Raw genomic sequence first — 26,126 nt, forward strand, 5'->3', positions numbered from 1 at the left:
ACTTTTGGTACATCTTTTTATGATTGCGAATGCCTTTAGATGGTGCTTCGCACTTATTTTTGAAACCTCAACTTTAATTACTTATTACTTAGGAATTGTATAACCTTGTTGTTTACACTATTAGTCGCTTCGGTGAAGAAAATGTGGCCGGCACCTGGAACAGTAAAAAGCTCAGTCCCTTGAATATTTTTAGCAAAGGTTTCCTCATTTCTATAGGGAACCAATACATCAGAATCACCATGGATTACTAGGGTTGGAACATTAATTTCACCTAATTCGTTAGAGGTATCATGTGCAAGACATGCTTGAAGTTGTGATAAATAGCAGTGGGGCGGAGTTACAATTTCAATTCGTTTTTCAATATCTTCATGGATTAATTCCGAATGTGCATTAATAAAAGCTTGACTATAAACAATGGGACTTTTTTAAGTGACAATTATGAGGTTACTAATAACAGGATACATAACTTAATCTTCTAAAGTAACATAAAACAACAACATCTGGAAAAAATGTATATGATACGGTCATTAATAGAATGAGGTGACAGCATGAATCCCTACATCGAGGTCAGAAGTGTCTCTAAAATTTTTGGTAATAATTCGAAAGCAGCGATTGATCTATTGAAACAGGGTAAGACCAAAAAGGAAATTTTAAAGGCAACAGGACAGACAGTTGGGGTAAAAAATGTTTCCTTCGAAATCTATCCTGGTGAAATTTTTGTCATCATGGGTTTATCCGGAAGTGGGAAATCCACCTTAATCCGCATGTTTAACAGGCTGATTGAACCAACAATCGGAGAAATACTGATAGAGAATGAAGATATCGTGAAGATGAGTGAGGCAAGACTGAGGGAAGTAAGACAGAAAAAGATTAGTATGGTGTTTCAAAACTTTGCTTTGTTTCCTCATAAAACGATTGTGGAAAATACGGAATATGGGCTGGAAATTCAAAAAGTCCCCGCTGAACAGCGCCGCAAAACAGCGCTTAGTTCGCTAGAGGTTGTCGGTTTAAAAGGTTACGAAAACCAGCTGCCTAAACAATTGAGCGGCGGCATGCAGCAACGGGTGGGACTGGCCAGGGCTCTTGCAAGTAACACTGCTGTAATCTTGATGGACGAGGCCTTTAGTGCACTTGATCCGCTAATTCGGAAAGATATGCAGGATGAATTGCTGGAAATCCAAGAAAAATACAAGAAAACGATTATCTTTATCACCCATGATTTAGATGAAGCACTGCGCATCGGCGACCGGATTGCGTTGATGAAGGATGGCAGTATCATTCAGCTGGGAACACCTGAACAAATTTTGATGAGTCCCGCCAATGAATTTGTCGAGAAGTTTGTGGAAGACGTTAATTTATCCAAAATATTAACAGCCTCCCATGTGATGAAACGGGCAGAAAAAATCGCTTTTGACCGAGGGCCGCGGGTAGCGTTGGAAATTATGCGGAAGCAGGGATACTCCAGCATTTTTGTCGTTGATCGCAATCGGAAAATTCTTGGCGCCATTACCGCTGAGCAGGCACGGCAGGCCATTGAACATAAGCAAACCATTGGGGATGTCATGACAACCGATATTCCAACTGTCTCTGGTGAAACATTACTGACTGATTTAATGGATGTAATGGCCACATCGATTCTGCCCATCTCCGTTATCGATGAAGAAAACCGCTTACAAGGAATTGTCATTCGCGGCGCCGTTATCGGTGCTTTGGCAGGAAATAAAGATTCCTTGAACGATTTGGAGAGTGAATGAGATGAATATACCGAAAATTCCTTTAGGAGATTGGTTAGACGCTCTGGTCAGGTGGGTCACCGTTGCCTTTTCCGGATTTTTTTCCTTGGTAACCACCGCCATCGAGTCCATATTAGATATCATAGTGAATGTATTAAGTGCGGGTCCGCCCATCATCTTAATCATCGTCTTAACGCTATTAGTCATCTATACCAGCAGATGGCCATTAGGAATTTTTACGCTCATCAGTTTGCTCTTGATTGATAACCTGGGCTATTGGGATTCCAGTATTCAAACCATTGCGATTGTTTTATTATCAGGATTACTTACCATCATCATCGGAATCCCAGTTGGAATCTGGTGTGCTCAACGAAAAACGGTGCATCGAATCGTAACGCCGATTTTGGACTTTATGCAGACCATGCCGGCATTTGTCTATTTAATTCCTTCAATATTATTTTTTGGAATCGGGGTGGTACCGGGAATTATTGCCTCGTTTATTTTTGCGATTGCACCAACGATCCGAATGACCAATCTGGGCATTAAGGAAGTCCCGAAGGATTTAATCGAAGCAGCCGATGCCTTTGGTTCCAGCAACAGCCAAAAATTGTTAAAGGTTCAATTACCAATCGCCACACCAACGATTATGGCCGGTGTCAACCAAAGCATTATGCTGGCCCTTTCGATGGTGGTGACGGCATCATTAGTCGGTGCACCGGGGCTTGGGGCAGATGTTTACCGGGCAGTCAGTCAAATTGACGTAGGAAGAGGTTTCGAAGCGGGATTATCCATTGTGTTTATCGCCGTTATTCTCGACCGGATTTCGCAAAATTTACGGAATCCGGCATATGAGAATTTGCTCAAGAAAAAATTTGCCTTTTCCATTTTAGCTGTCCTGGTCATCGTGACAGCGATTGTGACAGGAGTTATAAAAGAAACGGCTAAAAATAAGGACGGCAACAGTATTGGTGCCCAAACGAATTATCACATTATCGGGATTGAACCTGGTGCGGGAATTATGGCACAAGCGAATAAGGCCATCAAGGATTATCAGTTGAATGATTGGCAGCTGGCAGAAGGTTCATCTGCCGCCATGGCAACCGAATTGAAGAAAGCTTATGATCATAAGAAACCCATCATTGTCACCGGATGGGCACCGCATTGGATGTTCACGACTTACGATCTTAAATTTCTTAAAGACCCAAATAAATCCTTTGGAGAGGTTGAAGATATTCATACCATTGTAAGAAAAGGTTTGAAACAGGATGCGCCAGGTGCATATACCATCCTCGATCAATTTATCTGGAAACCAGATGATATGGAAAAAGTGATGGTGGATATTAAAGACAGGATGGACCCATCTGTAGCAGCTGATAAGTGGATTAAGGCTAACGGGGACAAAGTGGCGCAATGGACAAAGGGTGCCGATGGAGGCAATGGGGAAAAAATCAATCTTGTCTATGTCGCTTGGGATACAGAAATCGCAAGTACAAATGTCATAGCTAAGGTTCTAGAGCAGAATGGCTATGATGTGAAATTAAGTCAAGTGGAGGTCGGTCCTATGTTTGCCGGTGTGGCCAACGGAAGTGTGGACGGTATGGTGGCCGCCTGGCTGCCTAGTACCCATAATAAATATTATAAGCAATATAAAAACGATCTTGTTGATTTAGGAACCAACCTCCATGGAACCAAGAATGGATTGGTTGTACCAAAGTATATGGATATTGATTCCATTGAAGATTTGAAGTAAATTACTGGGATTATCCATTCATTCGGTGCCAGCTAACTTTTTAAATAAATTTAATTAAAGTTCTACCGTCTTGTACGGTGAAGCAAATTACGAACATTTCGGGGAACAACCTGGAATATAAAAAACTTGGTCTATAGAACAAGGTTTGCCATTTTTGGTAAACCTCTTTTTCGGAATCTGGAAAAGGATGAAAAAAAGAACTCAACCTCATTAGTTGGTAAGGAGGGGAACCTAAGTATGATAGTAGAGACTCAGGCACCGTGATTCAAGGTCAATCCTCAATTAAAATTATTATTTTGTATTATAAAACAGTTCGTGTTGTTTTTGAAACTAAGGATATTATTTTAGGAAAAAAAGCATGTTAGAAAATGTATCAAAGTGTGCTTTTGTTTTTGAAACAATAGACTTTCGGTATAATAAAAGGAAACAATGCAGACCAGAGATGAGGAGATAAGATGATAGGTATTGAAAATGATTGGTTGAAGGTGGAAATCAGTCACCATGGAGCAGAGGTACGGAAAGTGGAGCATAAGAAAAACGGACTGGAATACATGTGGACGGGGAATCCCGCCTATTGGGGACGTGTCTCACCGGTGTTATTTCCGATTGTAGGACGTTTAAAGGAAGACCGCTATCAACTCGAGGGTGAGACCTACGAAATGTCACAACATGGTTTTTTGCGTGATGTGGAATTTGAGGTGGATGATCAGACTACAACAGACGTTTCTTTTCGTTTCGAGTCTGGCGGACGATACAGCCATGTTTATCCTTACGAGTTTATAGCGATAATTCGTTATACCCTCAATGAGGACATACTGACTGTTCGTTGGGAAATCGTAAATAAAAACAAGGAAGAGATGTATTTTTCTATTGGTGCCCATCCCGCATTTAGGATTCCAATCTTAGAAAATGAAACAATGATGGACTATAAATTTCAGTTAATTCCTGCTGCAAATAAGATTGTGATGGAATATGAGTTAGAGAATTCTCTGATTCGCGAGAAAGGAATTGCCAATGATCTAGTATCGATTCCACTCACTGACTCCCTATTTGCGCATGATGCACTTATTTATAGCAATATTGATCAAGTTACACTGTCATCGAATAAGTCGAATCATGGTGTAGAAGTAAGGTTCGAAGGATTTCCGTTCGTTGGAATTTGGTCGAAATACACAGATGGTAAGATGGCTCCGTTTGTTTGCATCGAACCGTGGTACGGTATTGCTGATACATACAAGACAACTGGAAACTTAAAGGAGAAATTTGGAATCAATAAGCTTCAACCAAGAGAAGCATTCAGGGCAGAGTATAAAATGAAGTTTAAATGAGACAAGGGGATGATTCTCATGTTTTATAATTAAGTACTGTAAAAAAACCAGCAGACACTGTCTGCCGATTTCTAAATCAAAAACATTATTGCTGTAAAAACGCCAGCTGAATAAAGAATAATACTGCAAAGACATAAAGAAGTGGATGATTTATATGAAACAGAACCCGTTATCATTTTTTTGAGTCCCGTTACCATTTATTTATCTACTTTTTCAATTTCTTTCATAATCAATTCAAAATCTATATCTGCAATCGCTTCATCCAAAAGGAGTCGATTTTTAATATCACTTACTAATTTTAGTAATCTCTCACTAGCCTTTGATAAATCTTCTTTTTTATGGAAGACAGAATATAAAGTTAGATCACGAAGTTTGAAGAATAATGGTATCTGTCTAATCCAATAGGGGTCAATGTAATTCTCCTCGTAATATCCTTTTAATAATTGTCTAGCAAAGTTTTGGGCAAATTCAGATCGTTCTTCCTTACTTTCAAGAGCCATATTAAACCAAACAGCATAATAAATCGGGATCGCAATATCGCTAGCAAACCAATGATAGGAGCAATCATCGAAATCAAATACCTCAATTTCCCCATTTTCAATAAAGAAATTTCCTGAATGAACATCAGAATGGATTAATCCATAGGAATCAGGATTTGTTTCAAGCTGTTGAATTTGTTGTAGTAAGGCTTTTCCTTTTTCGATCACCACTTTATCATCAGCAGGAAGATATTTTTCAATTAAAACTAAATCTTCCTCATCCCATTCAGGTCGTTTCGTGATATGATCCGGTTTTTGATAGTTTTTGGTGGCATGATTTATTTTCCCAACTAACTTTCCCCATTCGTAAAACAAAGCATCATTGAAATCGTCCGTTCGAACATTTTTTCCATTTGCCTTTTTAAATAGGCAGGCGTAAAAGAATGTGTCTTCTGAAACTAATGCTTCCACATAATTTCCACTAATAGAAGGTAGTGCACGGCATACATTTACCTTTTGATCAGATAAAAAATTTAACCAATCCAACTCCGATTCTATTTGATCCATTGCTCGATGGGAGCTGTGAGTTAAGCGTAAGACAAAAGGGATGCCATTCCGATAGACTTCAAATGCGTAATTTTCGAAATCCCCAAGCTTTTTTGGTTCCTTTTCTGTTGCTGCAAATAAGGATAAAGCCTTTTGAATAAGCTCTTCCGTTAATAATCTTGACACCGATTCTTCCATGGTACAGCCCCCATCTCTTAATTATTGTAAGAAAATTCTATAAAAATATAGACGTATCGTCAACACTTCTTATCAGGCTTGGAAAAAATCAGAAAGAATTGTTGCCTTTTCGGAGGACAGTGAGGAGTGGAAGGGCACGAATATCGGAGATTTAGTAAGGTATATTCAATATTAATTTTGAATCATTGAAAGCCAAATCTACTCGGTGGTTGAACTTCTTTATAGCAGCTATCCTAATAGATTGTTAGATGTGATGAAGCGAAGTAAAAAGGTTTCGGAGCATAAATGAGGTAAACGGACTAAAGACCGATAGTGACGAAGAAGATAGGATGAGAAATCAGGAACGACCATCATTAACTCAGATAAAAAAAAAACGGTTCCCTTGCTACTTTAAAAAGGGTAGCAAAGAGAACCGTTTTCGTGTTTTATTGCGTCAAATCCACAAGTTTCTGGGCAAAGTGTTTAACGAGCTGCTTGCTTTCGGTTTGGCTGTAGCCGTTAAGTAATAGTGAGAAGGCTAATAGGTCGCCGTCTTTTGTTTTGATATATCCTGAAAGTCCTGGGATATCTTCGCGATTTTCCAAAATCCCTGTTAGCTGTGGACTGGAGATGTTACCTAATCCGGTTTTTAAGCTGCCGTCCTCACCCGCGTTCGCAAGAGAGTCATAGAACACAGGGAAAGTAGGTTTTTGTGTTTCAGCTGCTAATAAGCTTGCCACTTGTGCTGCCGAAATTTGGGTGTATTTTGTCCATCCTGATCCATCCATCATGTCAAATGGTGTGGAAATCACTGCATTCATCATGCGTTGAACCGTATCGATTCCGTCATCGAAGGTTCCGTTGCCATTAATCATTGCGCCCAATGACCGAATGATCATTTCTGCGGTGAAATTGTCATTATGGCGATTCATATAGTTGACGATTTCAGCTAGAGTAGTTGATTCATAGGTGTTCACTAGTTTGGCACCAGCTGGTTTGGCCTCGCTTAGCACTTGACTATGGGGACTTACATTAACCCCTGCTTCTTTTAACTTATTTTTCAAAACATAACCCGTATACAGATGAGGGGCTTCGATGGAAACATCTTTATATCCTTTTTCCGTTCCGGCAGGCAGGGTTCCTGAAATTTCAATGGTATTTTCTCCGCGAATTCTTTTGATTGCCAGCATATTTTTGCTATTTGCCTCTCCGGTGATGGCTGTGTTGACAATTTTAATCTCATTTACACCTGGTTCCATTGTTACGTTAATATTCTTGCCGATTTTTCCTGGTTCATATTGGAGCCTGACCGTACCGTGATTGACGGATAGTGCTGTAATTTGCGGCTGGAATGGTTCACTTTCATTGTCCCATGTCCATCCTGGTGCATAGACATCATCCGTGAAGAATTGACTATCTACGATAATGTTTCCTTTCACGAGATGAATGCCGGCATTCTTGAGGTCTTGTGCGATTCCTTCAATCGTTGGACCGCCTAACACTTGCCGCTTATTGTCAGAAGCTAATGTTGGATCCCCATAGCCTTTAACAATGATATCCCCGTTTAAGATTCCATTTGTGATGGTGCCATTGGTATAAAGTTCTGTTTTAAACCGGTAGTTTTGTCCAAGATTATCAAGTGCACTTGCGGTTGTTAATAATTTTACACTTGCACCAGGCGTCAGAAGAGATTGCGGACTTCGGGCGTACAGCACTTCCTGTTTCTTCGTAGAATAGATCACTGCTCCTTTAATAATTCCTTTAAAGACCGGATCATCTAATATCGGATCAAAATCTTTAGCCAAAGGAAAGCTTTGCGATTCAGGTGTGCTCGCAGGCGGTTTGGGCAAATTCGGATATTGCGCTAAAGCAATGGCAATTTGGTTCTGTAAATTTGTCGCGTAAGAACTTTTATAAATACCATTGAGTAAAATCGAAAACGCAATGGTTTGTCCGTTTTTCGCCGTAACATAACCGGCAAGCGAATTCACTCCGCTCATACTGCCTGTTTTGGCTTTCACATTTCCCTCAGCAGCAGTGCCCTTCATTCGGTTTTTCAACGTACCATCTTTACCGGCAATCGGCAGAAATGAAATAAATCGGTCTCGTTCCGGTCCGTCAAACATGCTGTTCAGTAATTGAATATATGCATGAGGGGAGATGTGATCCAAACGTGTTAGACCAGAGCCATCTTTTTGCATAAAACCATCCTCCAACCCCAAATTGTTTACCAGAAAACGATGAATCACTTCGGTTCCTGCAGCTGTAGATCCTACGCCGGACTCTTTGGCACCCAGCAGCTTGGTGAGCATCTCTGCGTAAAAATTATCACTCTCTTTTACCATTTCTGTTAAGATATCATCTAATTTTGGTGATTCGACGGCTGCAGCTAAACGAGCATCATCATCCACAGTGCCTTTTTCAACAGCGGATTTATTTTTAAAAGGAATGCCTTGTTTTATGAGTAAATCCCGAAATACGGTACCTGTAAATGGTGCCGGGTCATGTATCGTGCGTGTGAGGGTATACCCGGTAGCAGAATAATTTTGCCCAATTGTTCCGCTTACGGCGATTTCATTTTTTCCAAGTGTTCGGTCAATTGTTAACGAAACTTTGTTTCCTTCAACCGTTTTTGCCTTGTTGACTACTGTCACATAGTCAGGCGCCGGGTCAATGGTGACTGTTGGGCTTTCGCCAATTTTCTTTCCTGGATGAACGGTAACTTCCACAGTATTTTCACTTACGGATAGGGCGCTCGTTTGCGTACTATAGCTGTAAGGCTCATCATCCCACATCCAGTCTTCTCCTAAACGCTGACCATCAAAATAGCTCTCGTCCACGATAATGTTTCCATTCACTTTTTGTATGCCTTTATCTGCTAAACTTTTTGCCAAGGTGTCTAATTTTTCAACTGTCAGCGTCGGGTCGCCATAGCCCTTTAGAATGATGTCTCCATTTAGTACTCCGGCATTACTCAGATTTCCAGTAGTAAAAACCTTTGTCGGGATTGTCATATCTTTTGACCATTTGCTTACGGCTGCCGCAGTTACGAGGAGCTTAAAGACAGAGGCAGGAACAAATGTTTTATCAGAATGATAAGAGGCGAGCGTCTTTTCTTCATCAAGCGAATAGACTTCATACCCCACAGACATTCCTTCACTATTTGGATTGGCGTTCAGCTGCTGAACATAGGCCTGTAAAAGCTGACTCAGTTCCTCCTCCTGAGTGGTTTGTGCTTGGATTTGCGGAACTAAAGAAATCATGAGCATGAATGCTAACAGTACCGATCTCCACCTTGCTTTCCATCGGTTCATACAATCTCTCCTTTCAAGTAAAATAGGATTGCGTTAAAGATTAAATATTTCGACAACTATTTTTATTTTCCTATTGAAATTACCATATTAGTAGATAAGTATCAGAAACGTCGTAGCCTTATTGTTTGCGAAAAGGAAATAAGAGGTAAAAATTTGAGGAAAAGGAATTATTAACCAAGATGAAGACATTGAAAAATATAAAAAGCAGTTTGAAGATAAAAATGTTAACCATGAATGGGGCGTTCAATATTGTTCGAAAACATGTACCAGCTGCCTTTGACGGGCTTGATAGAAAACACTTCCTTCAATCTCCTAAGAAAATCATCATCGTGAAAGGTAAAGCAAAGCTGAAGGCATCGGCCTGATGTATTAGCGGGACCTGTGGTAGCCCACTTAAAGACAATGTGGCTTTTTAGCCTATTCTTTCGAAACCCCTAGCTTTAGCTATGGGGATACTCATTTAATCTGTATTTAATGGCCCTTTTCATGTAAGGTAGAGTAGAACATAAAATGCAGAACAAACAGTTACGGCTTTTTATATGGAAGTGGGGGATGGTTATGAGACGACTGATTTTGTCGACAGAGAGTGGTGCGGATTTACCAGAAGAATTAGCTGGAAAACATAATGTTCAAGTGGTCCCGATGCACGTCATCATGGATGGGCAGGATTATTTAGACGGTTCGTTACCCATAACGGATATTTATAACTATTATGAGCGAACCAAAAAAATACCATCTACAACGGCCACAAATTCTCATGAATATCATGAATTTTTCACGAAGATAAAAACTGATTTTCCTGATTGTATCATCGTACATATTGGATATACGTCAAAGGCATCTTCTTCCTTTCAAAATGCGATCATCGCCTCGGAAGAATTGGATGATATTTTTCTAATTGACGCTTTGAACGTTACAGGTGGATTATCTGCGATTGTAATGTATGCGGTTTCCTTGTTAAAGAATGAACCTACGATTGACCCTGTTCGCTTAGTAGAGAAGATTGAATCAAAGGTTCCTAAATCGAGACTGGCTTTCGTTCCCGGAAATTTAGATTTTTTAAGAGCAGGCGGGCGAGTTAGTAATCTAGCTTATCTCGGAGGGGCTTTGTTAAAAATAAAGCCGCGTATTGAACTAATTGATGGAAATCTTGTTTCAACAAAAAAATATCGTGGGAAAATGGATGTAGTTACAGAAAAACTGATGCGAGATTATTTAGATCAATACGACATTGATAGAGAACAACTTTATCTTCTTTACTCAATTGGACTTGATGAAAGGATCAAGCAGCGGATGGATGAAATCGCAAAAGAAACTGGTTTTAAAAATGTTAAATGGATTCAAGCCGGCGCTATGATATCTACTCACGCTGGACCTGGCGGCTTTGGACTGGCAGGCTTAGAAGTTTAGGAACGGTCAAAAGTGAAAGTGTGGGTGTCTGTCACTAGGCGAGATTTGAAGATTCTGTCAAGGAAAGGGTGCTACTATGGAAATAAAAGATAGTGAGGCACTGAAACATGAACTAGCAGCTGTAAGAGAAAGAAATCAGGAGTTATATGCGAAAAATGTTCAACCTGGTATTAAAGTGAAGATGCAGGAATTTCTTGATGCATTTGAGGAGTATTTTAGGGAAAGAGGCTTTGTCATAAGGAAAAAAGCTGATTCTGTAACGGTAGCGTATGATACATTACACTTTAAAGCTTTTTCTAATGAAACTCATGATATCTTTATCATGAAGGGGAGAGAGCAGCTTGCTTCGATTACTGTTTATTATAATGGTGCAAGAAAGTTAGTAGAATCACGACAAAATGTAGATGGTTCATTCGTTCAATTTGAAAGCGAGATCGAAAAAGAAAAAGCTTTATCCACTCTTTTTGATAATCCCGTGTTTTATTATACTGGGCATGAAATTGGTCATCCATATGACACACCATTAGCGGTGATTGATAGTATTTTTTGTGGGTGACTTGTTGCAAACAAGCACCATTATGGATTTCGATTATAGGTACACCTTTTTTACTTTGAATCATTTGTGTTATGATAACAGAATAATAACGAGAGGGCTGTGGACATGCTGAAAGAAAAGATAAAAATCGAGGTTATTCAAAAAGTATTAGACAATTGGAGGGGGTTCTTTTTACCTTACCAAATGGCATTACATGAATTAGAAAGTGATTTCAAGATTATTGACTTAGAGTGGAAAATACAACATGGCTATTCCGTTATTGAACATATGAAAATACGTTTCAAAACATTAAGATCTTTGGTGGAGAAAATACAAAGAAAAGAAATTCCTTTAACACAAGAAGCGGTGAGGAATGAAATAAGAGATATTTTGGGTGTTAGAATTGTCACAAGTTTTATTGATGACGTATATATGTTGAAGGAGCATATCGAGCAACGTGAAGACATCCGAATGATACGCATAAAGGATTATATTCAGGACCCGAAAATGAGCGGATATAAAAGTTTGCACCTGATTGTAGAAACCCAAGTTTTCCTATCCAACGAAATAATATGGGTTCCTGCAGAAATACAAATTCGTACTTCCGCTATGGATTTTTGGGCATCCACCGAGCATAAACTAAATTATAAATATCAAGGGGAGACTGTACCTGAGGATGCTCAAAAGCAGCTAATTGAGCTTGCCAAAGCTTCTTCCTTAATGGATAAAGAAATGTCAAACTTAAGAACTAAATTACTAGCCAATTAAGCAAACAATAAAAAACGTCATCAAATATTCAACTTTTAAGTAAAATATTTGATGACTTTTATTTTAAGCTATATTAATTTGTTTCATGTTTTGAAATTCCGATTTGCGTAATACCGCTGAAAATTGTTAACAATGGTGATAGTAAGCAGAAAAAGGCAAAAGGAACGTACTCTAACGTAGAGACACCTAGTACACCAGTAAGGAAGATACCTGAAACCCCCCAAGGCACTAACGGATTTATGACAGTTCCTGTATCTTCTAAAGCTCGAGCTAATGTTTTTTTATCAAATCCTAGCTTCTCGTACTGTCCTTCAAACGTTTTCCCTGTTAAAAGAATAGATAGGTATTGCTCACCTACAAAGAAGTTAATGCCGATTGCTGTGCATGCAGTGGCAACGATTAAGGAAGGTGCACCTTTTAATAGTCCTTCAATTGCTTTTAATAAAGATGGAATTATTCCTAGTAGGAAAAGTAATCCTCCCATCCCTAAAGCTAGAAGAACAAGGGATATGGAAAACATCATACTTTCAATTCCACCTCTAGAAAGCACAGAATTCAATTGTTCTACATTGCTTTCCATCACGAATCCAGAAAATAATATATTCGACATTTTCGTAAACGTTAATGAACCGTCTGCAATGAACGCAATAATTACACTACTTACAATTCCAGCAGATAAAGTGGGTATAGCTGATACTTTTTTTAAAGCAAGTACTACTACAATAACAAATGGTATTAATGCTACCCAATTAATGTAACTATGCTCTTGTAAAGCTTTTAAGAAAATGGATATTTCCTCCGTTTTACCACTACTTTCTGGCGATAAGAAGAAAAATATTATAGATGTAATAATAAAGCCAGGTACCGTTGTCCATAACATATTTTTAATATGATCAAATAACGGAACACCTAGTGTCTCAGATGCTAGATTTGTCGTATCTGAAAGTGGTGACATCTTATCTCCTAGAAATGCACCTGAAACTATTGCTCCTGCTGTTATTGCTAACGATGCATCCATTGCAGTTGCCATTCCAAGAAATGCAACACCGATTGTTGCAGATGTTGTAAAGGCACTTCCAATACATGTCCCCACTATAGAACACACGACAAATACTGAAAAATATAATGGTAAGCTTGAAAACCACTCAAAACCGTAGAACATCAACGTTGGAATCGTACCACTTGCCATCCAAGTACTTATTAACATTCCGATAAAGAAGAAAATATAAACTGCACCCAAACCAGTTGTAGCACCTTTCATTATTCCACTTTCCATATCAGATATTTTTACTTTTTTTATTATTCCATACACCATTAATAACATAATCGCAAATATCATTGGTAAATGAGGTGTTAAACCTAATAGAATAATACCACTGCTCACCATCCCTAAAATTGTGAGCATAACGATTGCTGCTTCCCATACTGGCAGCTTTAATTTTGCAGATTGTAACATGTGAAAATCTCCCCCAATTTGTAATACTACGTTGTATATAGGAGAAAAGGATTGCGCAATACAAAAAAGCCCCTTCTCCACATAGGGACGAAGATGCTTCGCGGTACCACCCTACTTGGCAAGAATAAACTTGCCCACTCTTTATATCTGTTATATCTAGGCAGGTGTACTTCACATTTGTGTATGCTCGGATTTTCAGCTACCATCCGATCTCTTCTCGCTGCATGAAACAAAGCTACTATTTTCTGCTAACAGATAGATTTCCTTTTTTGCTTAAACGCTTTTTAGCACTAAAGCATATTGGTACTATACGAGAATAATAAGTTCTTGTCAAGAATTTTTAAAAAAAAGAACATAACCTCGTTTTAATCGGCTCTAATTCAAATGTATCCTGAATAGCTTTGTCTTTAATTATTCGAATGGTTTCTTGGTTGATTTGTCACAGCTTGAAATAGGGCAGAAAATGATTGTCCATGATTTACAATCACTTCTCATGAAAAAGGGACTCATGAGATACAAGGGGATTTCAAGACATTCTAGAAAAGGAAGTATCTAATGGACCTTATATTTTTCAAAATGGCCCCAAAATAACTATAAACATGAATTGGCCCACTAAATTAATAATGGAGGAAGATTATTATGTCTTTAATAAAGAGTAATCTGGGGCAAAATATTTCTACTGCTGTAGAAGTTTTAATAGAAACATATAAAAACCTAGACAGCTTTTTTGTAGAGTTGGATCGAATAGGGGAAGAAGAAGGATTTTTAACACTTACACCAAGATTCATGCGTTGGAAATCAGATTCTGATCCAGCGGGATGGTTGACCAGTAATTTCATTAAGCTGTATCAATTAGAAAAAGACCCGGATTTCTCAAATAATCTAGGCTTGAAATCTGGTTCATTATTTGGAGTAGAGGTCGATTTACTAACAAATGAATATCCAGTTATTTCACTTATAAGGTACACATTTGATTATTCTCATTGGACAAAATTGCCGTAAATTTCAGATCACTGGATTTTCTTCGGACCATTTAGATACGATAACTTCTTTAATATATATGAAGAAGACGGTCTTTGGTCGAGCGAACCTTTAGACAAAGCCAAAAAACGCTATTGGGGAATACAAAAGGCTGTTTCACGGGAGATCCCACTAATAGAAATCACAACACCTGAGTCAATTCGGACAAAGATATTTCAGGAATTAGATCAATTACCGATATAATAGGAAAGTTTATACGAATTAATGGGGAAGATTCTTTTATTTCAAATCTTAAAGCACTTTATGAAATAAAAAAGCTCCAAACTCTTCGTAATGGCACCGATGACGTGCGGTTACTCCCTTGAATGTATTCCTGGAGAGAAAGTGGCTAACTATTACAAGCGAAGGGTAGAGAATGGAGTAAGGAACATCCTGCTCTATATACCGTTTCAGACTGTCGGCAAATCCGAAAAACTTCGGGTTTGCCGGCTCTCTTTTCTTACGATTAGTCAATAATTATTTCATAAAATATTTTTAAATCATATATTTGGTAAGAGAGTGAATGATTAAACCAAAACTTTACAATTGACAAAACGAACTGTAACGATTAAATTTACAGTATGGAAACTGTAAGGTTTTTTATTACATTTAAAAATACTTGCCAAATACATTAAGGAGTGTGTAAAACCATGGTGACTGTGTATACGACACCGAGTTGTGGTTCATGTCGAAAAGCAAAAGCTTGGCTTGAAGAGCATCAAATTGACTATATTGAAAGAAACATAGTATCTCATCCCCTAACAGTCGATGAGATTAAATCGATTCTTCGCTTGACAGAAGAGGGGACTAGTGAGATTATTTCCACTAATTCGAAGGCATTCGAAGAATTAAACGTAAATATTGAATCTCTTCCGCTTAATGAATTGTATAAATTAATAATAGAGCATCCCAAAATGGTACGACGGCCAATTATCCATGACGAAAAAAGATTACAAGTTGGATATAACGAGGACGAAATTCGTAGTTTTCTGCCTCGTAGGATACGAAACTATTTGTACACCGAATTGCAAAAAGCGGCCAATTAAAATGAAAAAACCAAGGGCAAAAATGCTTAGTCTTTACAATTAAAACTGAAACCTTAATATGCTTAATTTATATATGTTATTGAAAAGGAGGAAAAACTGATGATTGAAGTATTCGTGACAGTAAATTATAAAGATCGAAATTACCATACCAATGTTATCGTGAAAAAAGATATGACATGGGAAAAAATTAAACGGATAGCTGAAAAGCAAGTCAAAAAACAATGGGAAATTTAAAAAAAGCGGCTTTGCTATGGACTTAGAAAAACTAAGTGCTTGACTAGCCAATCTGTAATGCTTAGTATTACAGTACGATATTAATTTTAAAAAAGATAAAGACTATTGATGTAATAGTAAAAGAGTGAGAAGTTTTATTGCTTAGGAGGCAGGCTCATGAATAGTGATTTTACCCTTGCCATTCATAGTTTATCTTTTCTTGCGCTACAGCCGGACCGCATGTCAACAAGCGATGCCATTTCGGAAAGTGCTGGCGTTCATCCGGTTCGCATTCGAAAAGTGCTAAGTTTGTTAAAAAAACATGGATTTATCAAATCAAAAGAGGGAACTGGCGGTGGATTTATTTTTGCGCTAGATCTAAGTGAAGTGAATCTTTGGGATATATATAAGATAACCTCAGAAGGTGCACTGCAGCCTAAGTGTCCTGAATCCAATGAAAAGTGTATTGTCGGGGCGAATATGCAAAGAGTCTTATGCAGCATTTTCTTTGGTGCGGAAGAGCACATGGGAGAATATTTAAAGGATTATTCAATGAAAGAGGTTGTTGATCTTGTTAATAAGAGGCAGTGAGCGGATATAGGACTGCAGACTTCTTTAAATAAAATGTAATAAAAAAAATTACAGATTGATGAAAGTTGGCATAATCTAAGATAACAAAAAAATTAAGAAGGTGAAAAAAACTATGTTCTCCAACAATAAAACGATTTTAACAACAGGTGATTGGATTAAGGCAGAATCACCAGAGGGCGAATTAATTATTGGTTATATTGAATCAGTGTCACCGGATACTCTAGAAGGAGTAGTGAAGGTAATCGTTGTTACAAGTGACAATAATCAAACGATTGGCAAAACAATACCTATTTTAAGTAAACGGGTGAAAAAACTGCCTGTTTCTAATGTAACCAACAAGGCACAAATTGAATTTCTCCTGGACTTGGCATTATCAACAGGGGATAAGGAATGGTTTTTGGCGCTTTCCTCTGAGTTAAACACGATGAAGCAGCTTGTTAATGGAGTACATTAAACTACACAATGAATTCCGTTTGGTTTGAACGTTGATAAAAGAAATTTTTCAAAGGTTTATGGGAATGGGTTAGTCCAAATAGTTGAACAAAAAGTGCAATAATCCAGAAACGGATTATTGCACTTTTTTACTTTTGTTGTTTTGACACACGGCGAGTGATGAAGAAATGATTGAGCATTGCAAAGATCATCTAGCTTCCTATAAAAAGCCAAAATATGTGGAGTTTATAGATAGCTTGCCGAAAAGTGCTGTAGGGAAGGTTGTTAGGCGAATGCTTCGGAAGGAAGAATTACGGAATTAAAAATTACGTTGAAGTGAGTGCCAGGTCTGTAATAGATGAAAAAATGGCTAAACGCCTTAATGCTTTGGTCATAGTACTCTACCTTCATTAGCTTTTTACTACTTAATTATATTAAATTGATTGAATAGATGGGGGCTTATTGAACTTCTCTTAAGCCCTTCCCTTCAAGAATCTCACGAATACCTTCCTCGCAAACCCCGTAAGAACGCCAAGAACAGGTTTCACAGACCACTTGAATATCAGAAGGAATCACATGCTTTCGGATACAGGACTCAATGTCCTCCCATTTCAGAATTTGTCCGATTTTAAGTTCCATTTTGGCTAAAATAACTTCATCTCTCTCATAAATGTTCTCGTTTTGGCAATGGTATTCACCTGAGTTGGGGTACTTTTCACACAACTGATCTGGTCCCTTTACAAGCTGAATCAGCGTTTTGGGGTTGTTTCTCAAGGTTTGATGCACACGCGTCATATTTTCCACGTATTCTTGAGAATAGCCCATTCCCCGATAGCCTAGAAGGCAAAAAAGATGATGGCCTCGCAGTTTATACATAATTCACCTCCAGTTTGGTATTCCATTTGACTTAAAAGTAAACTAAAACTTGTCATTAATATCCATGCTTGGGATATAATCAAACAAATTGAGAGGCCGACTCAAAAAGTCGAAATAACGCCTTTTTAGGTACGGCCTTTTCTTTGATAAAACTAATTCATAAGGAAACTGTCCGGCGCAACATTACGCAAAAAGGAGCTCGGTTCACCAACACTGCATAGCTGTAAATCATGCATAGCCCTCGTACAGGCATATGGTTCTTTCAAAAGAGTAGAAATGTCACTGGGTTTTTAATTAAATGCTTTACCATAGAGAAGGTATGAATAATTCAGGTTCAATTAGTTCGGGAGTTGATTTTTTCGAAAATTTAGTAATTATCAAAGTAGCTTTGTATTTTTACAGGATCAGAAGTTTCTAACAAAGCTAACATTAACAAAATACGTGCTTTTGCTGGGTTTAAGGAATCAGATGTTACGAATTTATTTGTATCATCAGTTACTTCATGTGTTACCATTCCAGTAGCTACACGTGATGCACGGACAATCACAACGCCTTTTTTCTGGGCATCAACGAGTCCTTCTTGCGTTTCAGGAAAGACGCTTCCGTTTCCAGTACCTGCGTGTATAATCCCTTTTGCTCCTCCCTTAACAGCAGCATCAACCAATATTCTACTATCATTTCCATGCCCATATAAAATTTCTACCTTCGGAAGTTCTGTTACATTACTAATATCAAACTTACTTTCGCTCGTATGTATACGAGAAGGCTTGTTATAGAAATAAGGTTTACTACCTTGAACATTCCCAATATCACCATATTCAAATGAATCAAAAGAGTTGACAGCGGTTGTATTCAATTTCGTAGTATCACGAGCGGAACCAATTTTTTCGTTTAATTCAATCATGACACCATGCCCTTTAGAATCAGGACTTGCAGCAATAGCTACAGCATTGTATAGATTAAGTGGACCATCAGCACTTATCGCTGTTGACGGTCTCATCGCTCCAACAAGAACAACTGGTTTTTCACTCTTGACTACTAGGTTAAGAAAATAGGCTGTTTCTTCAATCGTGTCTGTCCCATGAGTAATAACAATTCCATCAACGCTATCACTTGCCAATTGTTTATTTACTTCTTTTGCCAGCTTTAATAAAATTTCATTGGTCATTGCAGAACTATCAATATTTACAAGTTGTGTTCCCGTTATATTGGCTATTTCTTTCACCTCTGGAACAGCATCTAATAAAGTTTCTATAGCAACCTCTCCTGCTTTATAACCAGTTGTTTGAGTATCAGATGCGGCGACACCTGCGATTGTTCCACCAGTAGCAATAATTGAAACATTGGGTAATTCTTCATTCGTAATCTTTTGCGGAGTTTTCTTGACAGTTTCACTTTTCATTTCAGTTTTCGGAGCTTTCTCGATAGTTTCACTTTTGGATTGAGGAGATGAACAGGCAGTTAAGCCGATCAGTAACAATAATGAAAGTGCAATTAGAAAAAATCTGTTTTTGATTGTTTTCCTCATTTAATAAAATCTCCTTTGGAATAAATTTTGCACATCAAATAGAAGTATGAGAATAGTTTTTCTTCTATAAGAGTGATTTTTATATTTCAAAGTGAAAAATCTGTTCCGCTCAGAAAACTTTTTTCAAAAAATGATTACTCCTTTCATCATTATTCAGTTTAAAAAGCGATACAAATCTTCACATTAAAAATAAAGAATTTTTTTCCAAAGTTAGTGTAATGTCTTGCCTACATAAAACTACTGGAAAACATAGGCTTAATAGAATTGTCACAATATCGACGATTTTATGTGCATGAAGAGCTTTAAGGGGAGAAGTGTGTAGTTGAATGATGATTCATACTAATAAATGTAGCATTAATATTTGGATCCTAATGTATGGATCTAATAAAACACGGTTAATTGAGAACTTTATAAAAAATTGCCTTTAGGATAATCAATCATGGAATCTATTACACATAACATTTTAAGCTATTCCTTCTTATGGATAGCTTTCTTTTTTTGAAAAAATTTTAAATTCACCTGACCTTTTAGAGCTTTTTTCTATATATGAAAAGTGAGAAGCGGCTGACCCAATGGAGGGGACTAGCCAATCAAACAAAAGAAAAAAAGGAGATGTTTGGATGAGCAGGATGTTAATTAAAGAAAATCCAGTGATCATTGTGCCGTCTTTGGCAGTGAAAATTGGCTTAAATGAGGCAGTAGTCCTTCAGCAGGTTCATTTCTGGCTAACGATCAGCAAGCATAAATATGAAGGAAAACGATGGGTCTATAATACATATTTGGATTGGCAGAAGCAGCTGCCATTTTGGTCGGTGAGTACGATTAAGCGGACCATTCATTCACTTGAACGCCAAGGTTACTTGATTTCAGGTAATTGGAATGTGGTAAAACTGGATCAAACCAAGTGGTATACGATTGATTATCTAAAACTAGAGGAACTAGAGGAATGTCAAACTGAGCTGCCAACAGGTCAATTTGACTTCCCGCCTAATCAAACTGAGCCAGTTAACAGTTCAAATGAAGCTGCAGAACAGACCAGTTTGAACCAAGCAATACCAGAGATTTCTTCAGAGATCCCTACAGAGAAAAAAACTCCTGTTGTCGAGATCATCAACTATTTAAACGCAAAGACAAGGACCGACTACAAACCAAGTACCCACAAAACCCAGGAAATGATCCGGGCAAGAATAAGAGAAGGTTTTACAGTGGAGGATTTTAAAAAGGTCATCGATTCGAAGGCAGCTGAATGGCTACATGACCCTCGTATGAGCAAATACCTAAGGCCGGCAACGTTATTTGGCACCAAATTTGAATCCTACCTCAACCAGAAGTCCTACAAGAAAACCTTAAACGAGGAGGATTTTGATTTAGATGATTAAGCGGGAGACGTTTGAATTATTAAAAAGGATTGCGGTTTTTTATGATCAGTTTGTTGTGAATCAAGAGAAAGTAAATCTATGGCATGAAGTGCTAAAGGGTTACACGTTTGACGAAATCCAAGGAAACCTGTTGGCCTTTGTAAAGGACTCATCCTTTCCGCCCAAATTGTCCGATCTGATCCCAAAGGCAACCAATTCGAAGTCGGTTCCAAATTCGGAAGAGACAAAGAAACGAACCTCGAGGCTGGAACCAGCGAGTGAATGGGTAATTCAAAGAGAGTTAAAGAAAATGAGAGCGATATTGGGCATTGACAGGGGGGGAAGAAATGAAAGAGCATGAACCATTTAATCTTGAAGCAGAAGAGGCATTGGTAGGGGCGTTCTTTTTAGAAGAAGCATTGGTGAAAGAATGCTCGATTCGTTCGGAACAGCTATACTCCTGGAAACTTAGGCTTATTTATTCGGCCATCCGCAGCTTGGACGAAAAAGGAAAGCCTATTGATGTCATTACGATTGTGGAGGAACTCGGGATTCAGAACATTAAATTGTTGGGAGGGGTCAGCTATATTTCCCAATTAGCAGGCAGTGTACCAACAACTGCTAACTTTCATTTTTATGAAAAATTGGTCAGGGAATATGCACAAAAACGAAAGGCGATTCAGATTGCCGGAAAAATTATCGAGCAGGCAAAAGAGACAGAAATCAATAAAACCTTAAGCGATGGGATTCACGACTTAATGGCTGTGGAGGAGGATCAAGTCGATGAGGATAACGGTGACATTACGCCATCGTTAGTTGATTTATTCGAGGACTGTGAAAAAGATCTTGGTGATATTGTCGGGATTCCTTCCGGTTTTGCCCATTTGGACCGGCTTACTGGAGGGTTTCAAGAATCAGATTTAGTTATCATTGGAGCGCGTCCAAGTATGGGGAAAACAGCATTAGCTTTGAATTTAGCTCTACGTGCGTCTTTTCAAGATGTCAGTGTCGTATTTTCCTTGGAAATGGCAAAAAAACAGCTGCTGAAACGAATGGCTGGTTTTACGGGAAACATCGACAGTCTCAAAATGAAGAACCCAAAAAAGGAGTTTCAGGAAGAAGATTGGCATCATTTTACCGACAGTATCGGAAAGTTATCAAAGGTCAATCTGCATATTTTTGACCGGGCAGGGATGGATGTGCCCTATATCTGGTCAAAGCTTCGGAAGATCCGAAGGGAATACGATGGTGAAAAAAGAATCCTGGTGGTGATTGATTATTTGCAGCTGATTGCGGGTGATCCGAAATGCAAACATAACCGCCAAGCAGAGATTAGTGAAATAAGCAGAGCACTAAAAACGATGGCGAGAGAACTAAACGTGGTCGTCATTGCCCTTTCGCAGCTGAGTCGCGGGGTTGAAAGCCGTCAGGACAAACGGCCCATCCTGTCAGACTTGAGGGAAAGTGGTCAAATCGAGCAGGATGCAGATTTAATCGCATTCATTTATCGGGATGAATACTATACAAATGATTCTAAGCAAAAAGACAAGATGGAAATCATTCTCGCCAAGCATCGGAATGGTCCCACTGGAACAGTCGAACTGGGATTCAACAAGCAATATGGGCAGTTTTTTAATTTGGAAGTGTGAACGAGGGAGGAATTGACCGTGCGAAAAAGAGTGGCAGGAGGGTCATTCATAGTTGCTGCAACACTACTTACATATCAACATCAAGAAATGATAGAAGAATATCAATTATTGGGCAATTCAATCCAAGATGAAGGTTAAAAAAGCAACGCTCTTGCTGGAGAGGTGGTAAATTTGGCACCTGTTCAAGTGCATATTACCTTATTAGAAACGATCGATGGCGATACGATTAAGGCAAGAGTAAATGGAAAAGTAGAAACGATTCGCTAATTATTAATCGACACCCCTGAATCGAGAAAGCCAAGGATGTGCGTCTATCCTTTTGCAAAGGAAGCTTTCAAAAGGAATAGCGAGTTGGTGAAGGGAAGCGGTCTATCGAAGAGGGGATCACAAGGGATGCTTACGGTAGACTGCTTGCCTATGTTTAAGTTAATGGGGTTTTTGTTCAAGAGACGCTGTTAAATGAAGAATACGAACTGGTGGCCTATATCATGAATCCACCTTATAGGTATCCAAATTGATGGAATGTTTGTTGAAAAAAGAGATGGAAAATACACTCTATTCGTATTAGAAGCAAAAAGTGGGAAAACACACAAGTCTTTATCTAAACATAAACTTTTGTGTCCTGTTCTAGGAGTAGCTGAGAGAGTTCCGGAAGATATTGAGATTGTTCGGGTGTACTTAAAAGTAAATAAAACTCAAAAAGGAATACATTTTCATGTCGTAGAGTGTGAAATACCTGATCCAAGGAAGAAGATAGTGGCGTATGATCAAGTTACCGTAAAAAAATATAGTAAATTAACAATCCCTTCACAACTATTAAAATAGGTACCGAGAATACCTTCAAAGTTATAAAACCACGTGCTATTTCTATTTGAAGGTTCATAATGTAATAGTGAAGTGGTTATATCTGTTGAAAAAAGTACTGATAATAAAAATTAACAAATTTCCCTAGAATCTGACAAAAAAGTGATAAGATATAGATTAAAAGAGATCATTTTTCGGAGGGGAAAGATTTGGCAACAGTCTACTTTGCAAAATTTAATATCAATGAAAAAATATTTGAGGTTTATAACAATAAAATATCCCTCGATTATCTACTAAGAAAAGTTTTTTTGGAAATGGAAACTGATGTAGAATTAAAAGAAACTGTAAAGAAAAAAACAACACATTTTAAATTTATTACATTATACAAGGATCCTGACACATTAATTGTCAATGGAAGGTTAGTCGCATATGCACCAGGGGTACACGTTTCCTATGACGAAGAAACGGATGATGTAATGGAAACACAAGACAATAAAAAAGCAACTTACATTACATTTTGTTTTGATGTTAAAAATGAGACGATAGGTTTTGTACCTAAACTTGATTTCGGTAGGAAGCAATTCATTGATCGGTTTCGACAGTTAATAGAAAAATTAGTTCCTGAAGTCGGAGAGATTGAAATTATTTTAGAAAGTGATAAGCAGTTACTAAATGAGAAGCTTAGAAAAGTTAATCTCGTTGAACAACTAACAGTCGATTTGATACCACCAAATAATGATAAAAAGCTATTTGAATCGCTTTTCGGGTTGAATTCTGATGATTTAGCCGAAACAGGTGGTAGAAAGTTCACCTTTAATATAAGAGGAACAGCTGAAAAGGGATTGGATGTAACTTCTGCTTTTATCAAAAATTTAATTAACGGTGTTATTGTTGGCTACGGGAAACTTACTGCACGTGGTAAAAATACTTCCGGTGAACCTGCTTTTGTTAACAGTGAGGAACAAGCTTTATATACTAAAGGCATAGCAGATATTAATAAAGATAGCATACCCGAAATTGAAGAAAAAACGAGAGCCGGGTACGTATCTTTGGTCTCCATGAAACTAACAGCAAGAGAAGATTTGTTGAAAAAGCAAAGGGAATTAAAGTCTGAATTATTAAGGAAGATTGAAGATGAGGAAACCAAAACAGGAGCTTGAAGCCAACGATATTAAATATTTTTATTTGAAAAATAGGTTTCATGATTTATTTTTTGATACAAAAAAATACAAGGATCTTTTATGGAGCAAAGAAGCTTTGTTTTCTTTATTAATAAGTATTTCTTTAACTTCTTTACTTTCTTACTTGATTTTTAAAAATCATGATATCGAAAAAATTAATCCGGTGATCCCTTTGTTGCAAGTTTTATTGCCAGCAATTATTGGAGGTCTATTTACTCTTTTAGGTTTAATCATCGGAGGTCTGGCATTAATTACAGGAACAATTAGTGAGAAGGTTATTTATAAGATTAATGAGGAAAATAATATTCAGGACTTGATAAGCATAATATTTAATTTCTATTTTAGTGGTGCTATTACGGGATTTACTTTAGTAATGGGGATATTTTCTTTTATAATAACCTATATACAAATGCCATTTAAATGGGGATTATTTATTCCAATCAGTATAATATTGAGTTATTTTATTATCTTTTCTCTGACCTATTCTGTTATGTTATTAGGAACTTGTATCAGGATATTACTATTGAGATATCATACGCTAACTAAAGATCCAAATAATGACGTAGATAAAGAAACAAATTTGTAAATATTGCTAAATAACAAATAAGCCTCCTGAATTAGGCGGCCTCTATACCTCTCTTGTGCCCAATGAATTAACTTCTTATCGGAGTATTGGTAATTCAAGTGTTTATTTAGCTAGCATTTTACCAACATATTTTGGTATCGGTAATAGATTCCTTGAAATGCATATAATGAGATATATACTATTTGGTGCGGTTTGGAAATTAGAAGAGGAAGAAGGGCATGGAAATTATCTTTTCATGCCTTTAATCTTCAATAAAGGTCGGTTTAGCTGTTAATAAATTTTTGTTTATTTTTTAAGTATTCATGAATCGCTTTAAGCATTTTCGCCCTCAGTTTTTTGTATATGTCCCTTTATTCCCCATCTTGAATTCGTATTTTTATGTCGATACATAGGAAATAATTGTATAATTAAAATGTTGAGAGGAACTTTAATTTTGGATTGGAGAGGGGCGAAAAATGAATAAGCTACAAAGAGATATTCTATTCTTTGATAAAGAAAATAAAAAAGAAAGAGGTACTAGCGTTCTCAAATTGCTACAACGTCATATCGCATATTATTAAAGCGGGTTGCTAAAGTGATGCTTAGCGAAGGCTAATAAGAGAAAGTTTTTTATTGTATGTAAGGAAGAATCAATTATAGCTAGCGCTTATAACCAGGCACCCATTCATCCACGCAGGTACTATTTAAGAATTAAAGTATAACAATAGGATGGTAAGTATTAGAAATAAAAAGCAAACCGCTTAATTAGAATTGATCATTGCTTAAATGTTTATGGGTTTGCTATACACAGGAGGACAGTAATGGCAAGACAAGGAGAAAAAATGATTAAAAAATACCTTGAGGAAAAATACAACTTTAAGGTTGATAAGATAGATGAAACTGACGAAAAAACACCTGACTTTACAGTAAATCAGTCTGATTCACTTCTCTTTTATTGTGAAGAAAAAACCCTTGAATTAGTTGAATTTGAGGGGGCTATTCCAGATTCAACATATAATGCGATATCTAGAAAAATTCGTGAATCTGCGAAACAATTTAAGAGCATAAATCCAAAACATCTATATCCAAACGTGTTAGTAATAATAAATATGGATAGTATGAGAGACATTCATGACCTAGTCATAACTGTTACAGGTAAGGCATTAACCGATAAAGGAAAATGGATACAAATACGACACGTACTTGAAAGGTTGAAAGTGGATTTAGAAACAGTTGACATGGTTATGTGGTTTGATAAAGAAAAGTTTGCTAATTTTGTAATCCTTAATGAAAAACATTCTAAAGAGTTAGAAAGAATTTTTGAATTATAATTTTTTGTTTGCTGTATCTTGTTAGAAGTGAAAAAA

The 26,126-nt window shown here is 37.5% G+C and carries 26 protein-coding genes; 20 read left to right on the plus strand and 6 right to left on the minus strand.

The genetic code is table 11. From position 1 onward, the window contains the following. Positions 1 to 77: 77 nt before the first annotated feature. On the minus strand, positions 78 to 416 hold the full coding sequence (locus M5A78_RS09685; protein WP_319942274.1) for an alpha/beta fold hydrolase: 339 nt from the start codon (positions 414 to 416) through the stop codon (positions 78 to 80). Between the two features lie 132 nt (positions 417 to 548). Between M5A78_RS09685 and M5A78_RS09690 the strand changes: the two genes are divergently transcribed. The 3 genes from M5A78_RS09690 to M5A78_RS09700 all read left to right on the plus strand — a co-directional run bounded on the left by M5A78_RS09690 (position 549) and on the right by M5A78_RS09700 (position 4,811). Next, a complete protein-coding gene (locus M5A78_RS09690) occupies positions 549 to 1,754 on the plus strand; it encodes a quaternary amine ABC transporter ATP-binding protein (protein WP_248735069.1) in 1,206 nt (401 codons plus the stop codon). 1 nt (position 1,755) lies between these two features. After that, positions 1,756 to 3,483, plus strand: a complete 1,728-nt coding sequence (locus M5A78_RS09695) for a glycine betaine ABC transporter substrate-binding protein (protein WP_248735070.1) — start codon at positions 1,756 to 1,758, stop codon at positions 3,481 to 3,483. Positions 3,484 to 3,938: 455 nt separating this feature from the next. After that, positions 3,939 to 4,811: an aldose 1-epimerase family protein gene (locus M5A78_RS09700; protein WP_248735071.1), complete on the plus strand. Its 873-nt coding sequence runs from the start codon at positions 3,939 to 3,941 to the stop codon at positions 4,809 to 4,811. Positions 4,812 to 5,008: 197 nt separating this feature from the next. Here the strand turns inward: M5A78_RS09700 and M5A78_RS09705 are convergent, their stop codons facing one another. Further along, a complete protein-coding gene (locus tag M5A78_RS09705; RefSeq protein WP_248735072.1) occupies positions 5,009 to 6,034 on the minus strand; it encodes a phosphotransferase enzyme family protein in 1,026 nt (341 codons plus the stop codon). Positions 6,035 to 6,459: 425 nt separating this feature from the next. Further along, the gene (dacB, locus tag M5A78_RS09710; RefSeq protein WP_248735073.1) at positions 6,460 to 9,327 is read right to left on the minus strand and encodes a D-alanyl-D-alanine carboxypeptidase/D-alanyl-D-alanine endopeptidase; all 2,868 of its coding nucleotides are present in this window, start codon (positions 9,325 to 9,327) and stop codon (positions 6,460 to 6,462) included. A 179-nt stretch (positions 9,328 to 9,506) separates the two neighbouring features. Between dacB and M5A78_RS09715 the strand changes: the two genes are divergently transcribed. The 4 genes from M5A78_RS09715 to M5A78_RS09730 all read left to right on the plus strand — a co-directional run bounded on the left by M5A78_RS09715 (position 9,507) and on the right by M5A78_RS09730 (position 12,040). Continuing rightward, complete coding sequence (locus M5A78_RS09715) at positions 9,507 to 9,692, plus strand: hypothetical protein (RefSeq protein ID WP_248735074.1); 186 nt, start codon at positions 9,507 to 9,509, stop codon at positions 9,690 to 9,692. 193 nt (positions 9,693 to 9,885) lie between these two features. Continuing rightward, complete coding sequence (locus tag M5A78_RS09720; RefSeq protein ID WP_248735075.1) at positions 9,886 to 10,737, plus strand: DegV family protein; 852 nt, start codon at positions 9,886 to 9,888, stop codon at positions 10,735 to 10,737. Between the two features lie 76 nt (positions 10,738 to 10,813). Next, positions 10,814 to 11,293, plus strand: coding sequence for a hypothetical protein (locus tag M5A78_RS09725; protein WP_248735076.1), 480 nt, complete (start codon positions 10,814 to 10,816; stop codon positions 11,291 to 11,293). 105 nt (positions 11,294 to 11,398) lie between these two features. Next, complete coding sequence (locus M5A78_RS09730) at positions 11,399 to 12,040, plus strand: GTP pyrophosphokinase (protein ID WP_248735077.1); 642 nt, start codon at positions 11,399 to 11,401, stop codon at positions 12,038 to 12,040. Between the two features lie 73 nt (positions 12,041 to 12,113). Here M5A78_RS09730 and nhaC read toward each other — a convergent pair whose 3' ends face one another. Continuing rightward, a complete protein-coding gene (gene nhaC / locus M5A78_RS09735) occupies positions 12,114 to 13,496 on the minus strand; it encodes a Na+/H+ antiporter NhaC (RefSeq protein WP_248735078.1) in 1,383 nt (460 codons plus the stop codon). Positions 13,497 to 14,135: 639 nt separating this feature from the next. On the opposite strand from nhaC, the gene M5A78_RS09740 reads away from it, so the two are divergent. From M5A78_RS09740 to M5A78_RS09765, 6 genes are all read left to right on the plus strand, one after another. Continuing rightward, the gene (locus M5A78_RS09740) at positions 14,136 to 14,498 is read left to right on the plus strand and encodes a hypothetical protein (RefSeq protein ID WP_248735079.1); all 363 of its coding nucleotides are present in this window, start codon (positions 14,136 to 14,138) and stop codon (positions 14,496 to 14,498) included. Between the two features lie 668 nt (positions 14,499 to 15,166). Next, on the plus strand, positions 15,167 to 15,562 hold the full coding sequence (spxA, locus tag M5A78_RS09745; RefSeq protein WP_248735080.1) for a transcriptional regulator SpxA: 396 nt from the start codon (positions 15,167 to 15,169) through the stop codon (positions 15,560 to 15,562). Between the two features lie 99 nt (positions 15,563 to 15,661). Then, positions 15,662 to 15,796, plus strand: a complete 135-nt coding sequence (locus M5A78_RS09750; RefSeq protein ID WP_248735081.1) for a BA3454 family stress response protein — start codon at positions 15,662 to 15,664, stop codon at positions 15,794 to 15,796. 156 nt (positions 15,797 to 15,952) lie between these two features. Continuing rightward, positions 15,953 to 16,366 carry an RrF2 family transcriptional regulator gene (locus M5A78_RS09755; protein ID WP_248735082.1) on the plus strand — a complete coding sequence of 138 codons (414 nt, stop codon included), beginning with the start codon at positions 15,953 to 15,955 and terminating at the stop codon, positions 16,364 to 16,366. Between the two features lie 112 nt (positions 16,367 to 16,478). Continuing rightward, positions 16,479 to 16,820, plus strand: coding sequence for an IDEAL domain-containing protein (locus M5A78_RS09760; RefSeq protein WP_248735083.1), 342 nt, complete (start codon positions 16,479 to 16,481; stop codon positions 16,818 to 16,820). A 166-nt stretch (positions 16,821 to 16,986) separates the two neighbouring features. Beyond that, entirely contained in the window at positions 16,987 to 17,121 is a 135-nt protein-coding gene (locus M5A78_RS09765) for an AMP-binding enzyme (protein ID WP_319942271.1), read from the plus strand. 136 nt (positions 17,122 to 17,257) lie between these two features. Here the strand turns inward: M5A78_RS09765 and M5A78_RS09770 are convergent, their stop codons facing one another. Both M5A78_RS09770 and M5A78_RS09775 read right to left on the minus strand, forming a co-directional pair. Further along, positions 17,258 to 17,674, minus strand: coding sequence for a DUF1284 domain-containing protein (locus M5A78_RS09770; RefSeq protein ID WP_248735084.1), 417 nt, complete (start codon positions 17,672 to 17,674; stop codon positions 17,258 to 17,260). A gap of 367 nt (positions 17,675 to 18,041) precedes the next feature. Beyond that, positions 18,042 to 19,202, minus strand: a complete 1,161-nt coding sequence (locus M5A78_RS09775) for a type II asparaginase (protein WP_319942272.1) — start codon at positions 19,200 to 19,202, stop codon at positions 18,042 to 18,044. Positions 19,203 to 19,822: 620 nt separating this feature from the next. Here M5A78_RS09775 and M5A78_RS09780 point away from each other — a divergent pair. From M5A78_RS09780 to M5A78_RS09810, 7 genes are all read left to right on the plus strand, one after another. Continuing rightward, entirely contained in the window at positions 19,823 to 20,581 is a 759-nt protein-coding gene (locus M5A78_RS09780) for a conserved phage C-terminal domain-containing protein (protein WP_248735085.1), read from the plus strand. Next, complete coding sequence (locus M5A78_RS09785; protein ID WP_248735086.1) at positions 20,574 to 20,921, plus strand: replicative helicase loader/inhibitor; 348 nt, start codon at positions 20,574 to 20,576, stop codon at positions 20,919 to 20,921. The genes M5A78_RS09780 and M5A78_RS09785 overlap by 8 nt, the downstream gene beginning before the upstream one ends. Next, the gene (dnaB, locus tag M5A78_RS09790) at positions 20,908 to 22,209 is read left to right on the plus strand and encodes a replicative DNA helicase (protein WP_248735087.1); all 1,302 of its coding nucleotides are present in this window, start codon (positions 20,908 to 20,910) and stop codon (positions 22,207 to 22,209) included. The genes M5A78_RS09785 and dnaB overlap by 14 nt, the downstream gene beginning before the upstream one ends. Positions 22,210 to 22,731: 522 nt before the next feature. Beyond that, entirely contained in the window at positions 22,732 to 23,034 is a 303-nt protein-coding gene (locus M5A78_RS09795; RefSeq protein WP_248735088.1) for a hypothetical protein, read from the plus strand. Between the two features lie 188 nt (positions 23,035 to 23,222). After that, positions 23,223 to 24,173, plus strand: coding sequence for a hypothetical protein (locus M5A78_RS09800; RefSeq protein WP_248735089.1), 951 nt, complete (start codon positions 23,223 to 23,225; stop codon positions 24,171 to 24,173). After that, entirely contained in the window at positions 24,148 to 24,780 is a 633-nt protein-coding gene (locus M5A78_RS09805; protein ID WP_248735090.1) for a hypothetical protein, read from the plus strand. Before M5A78_RS09800 ends, M5A78_RS09805 begins: the two co-directional genes overlap by 26 nt. Positions 24,781 to 25,580: 800 nt before the next feature. After that, a complete protein-coding gene (locus M5A78_RS09810) occupies positions 25,581 to 26,090 on the plus strand; it encodes a hypothetical protein (protein WP_248735091.1) in 510 nt (169 codons plus the stop codon). Positions 26,091 to 26,126: the final 36 nt, after the last annotated feature.

Source organism: Neobacillus rhizosphaerae (assembly GCF_937468385.1).
Taxonomy (GTDB): Bacteria; Bacillota; Bacilli; order Bacillales; family Cytobacillaceae; genus Neobacillus; species Neobacillus rhizosphaerae.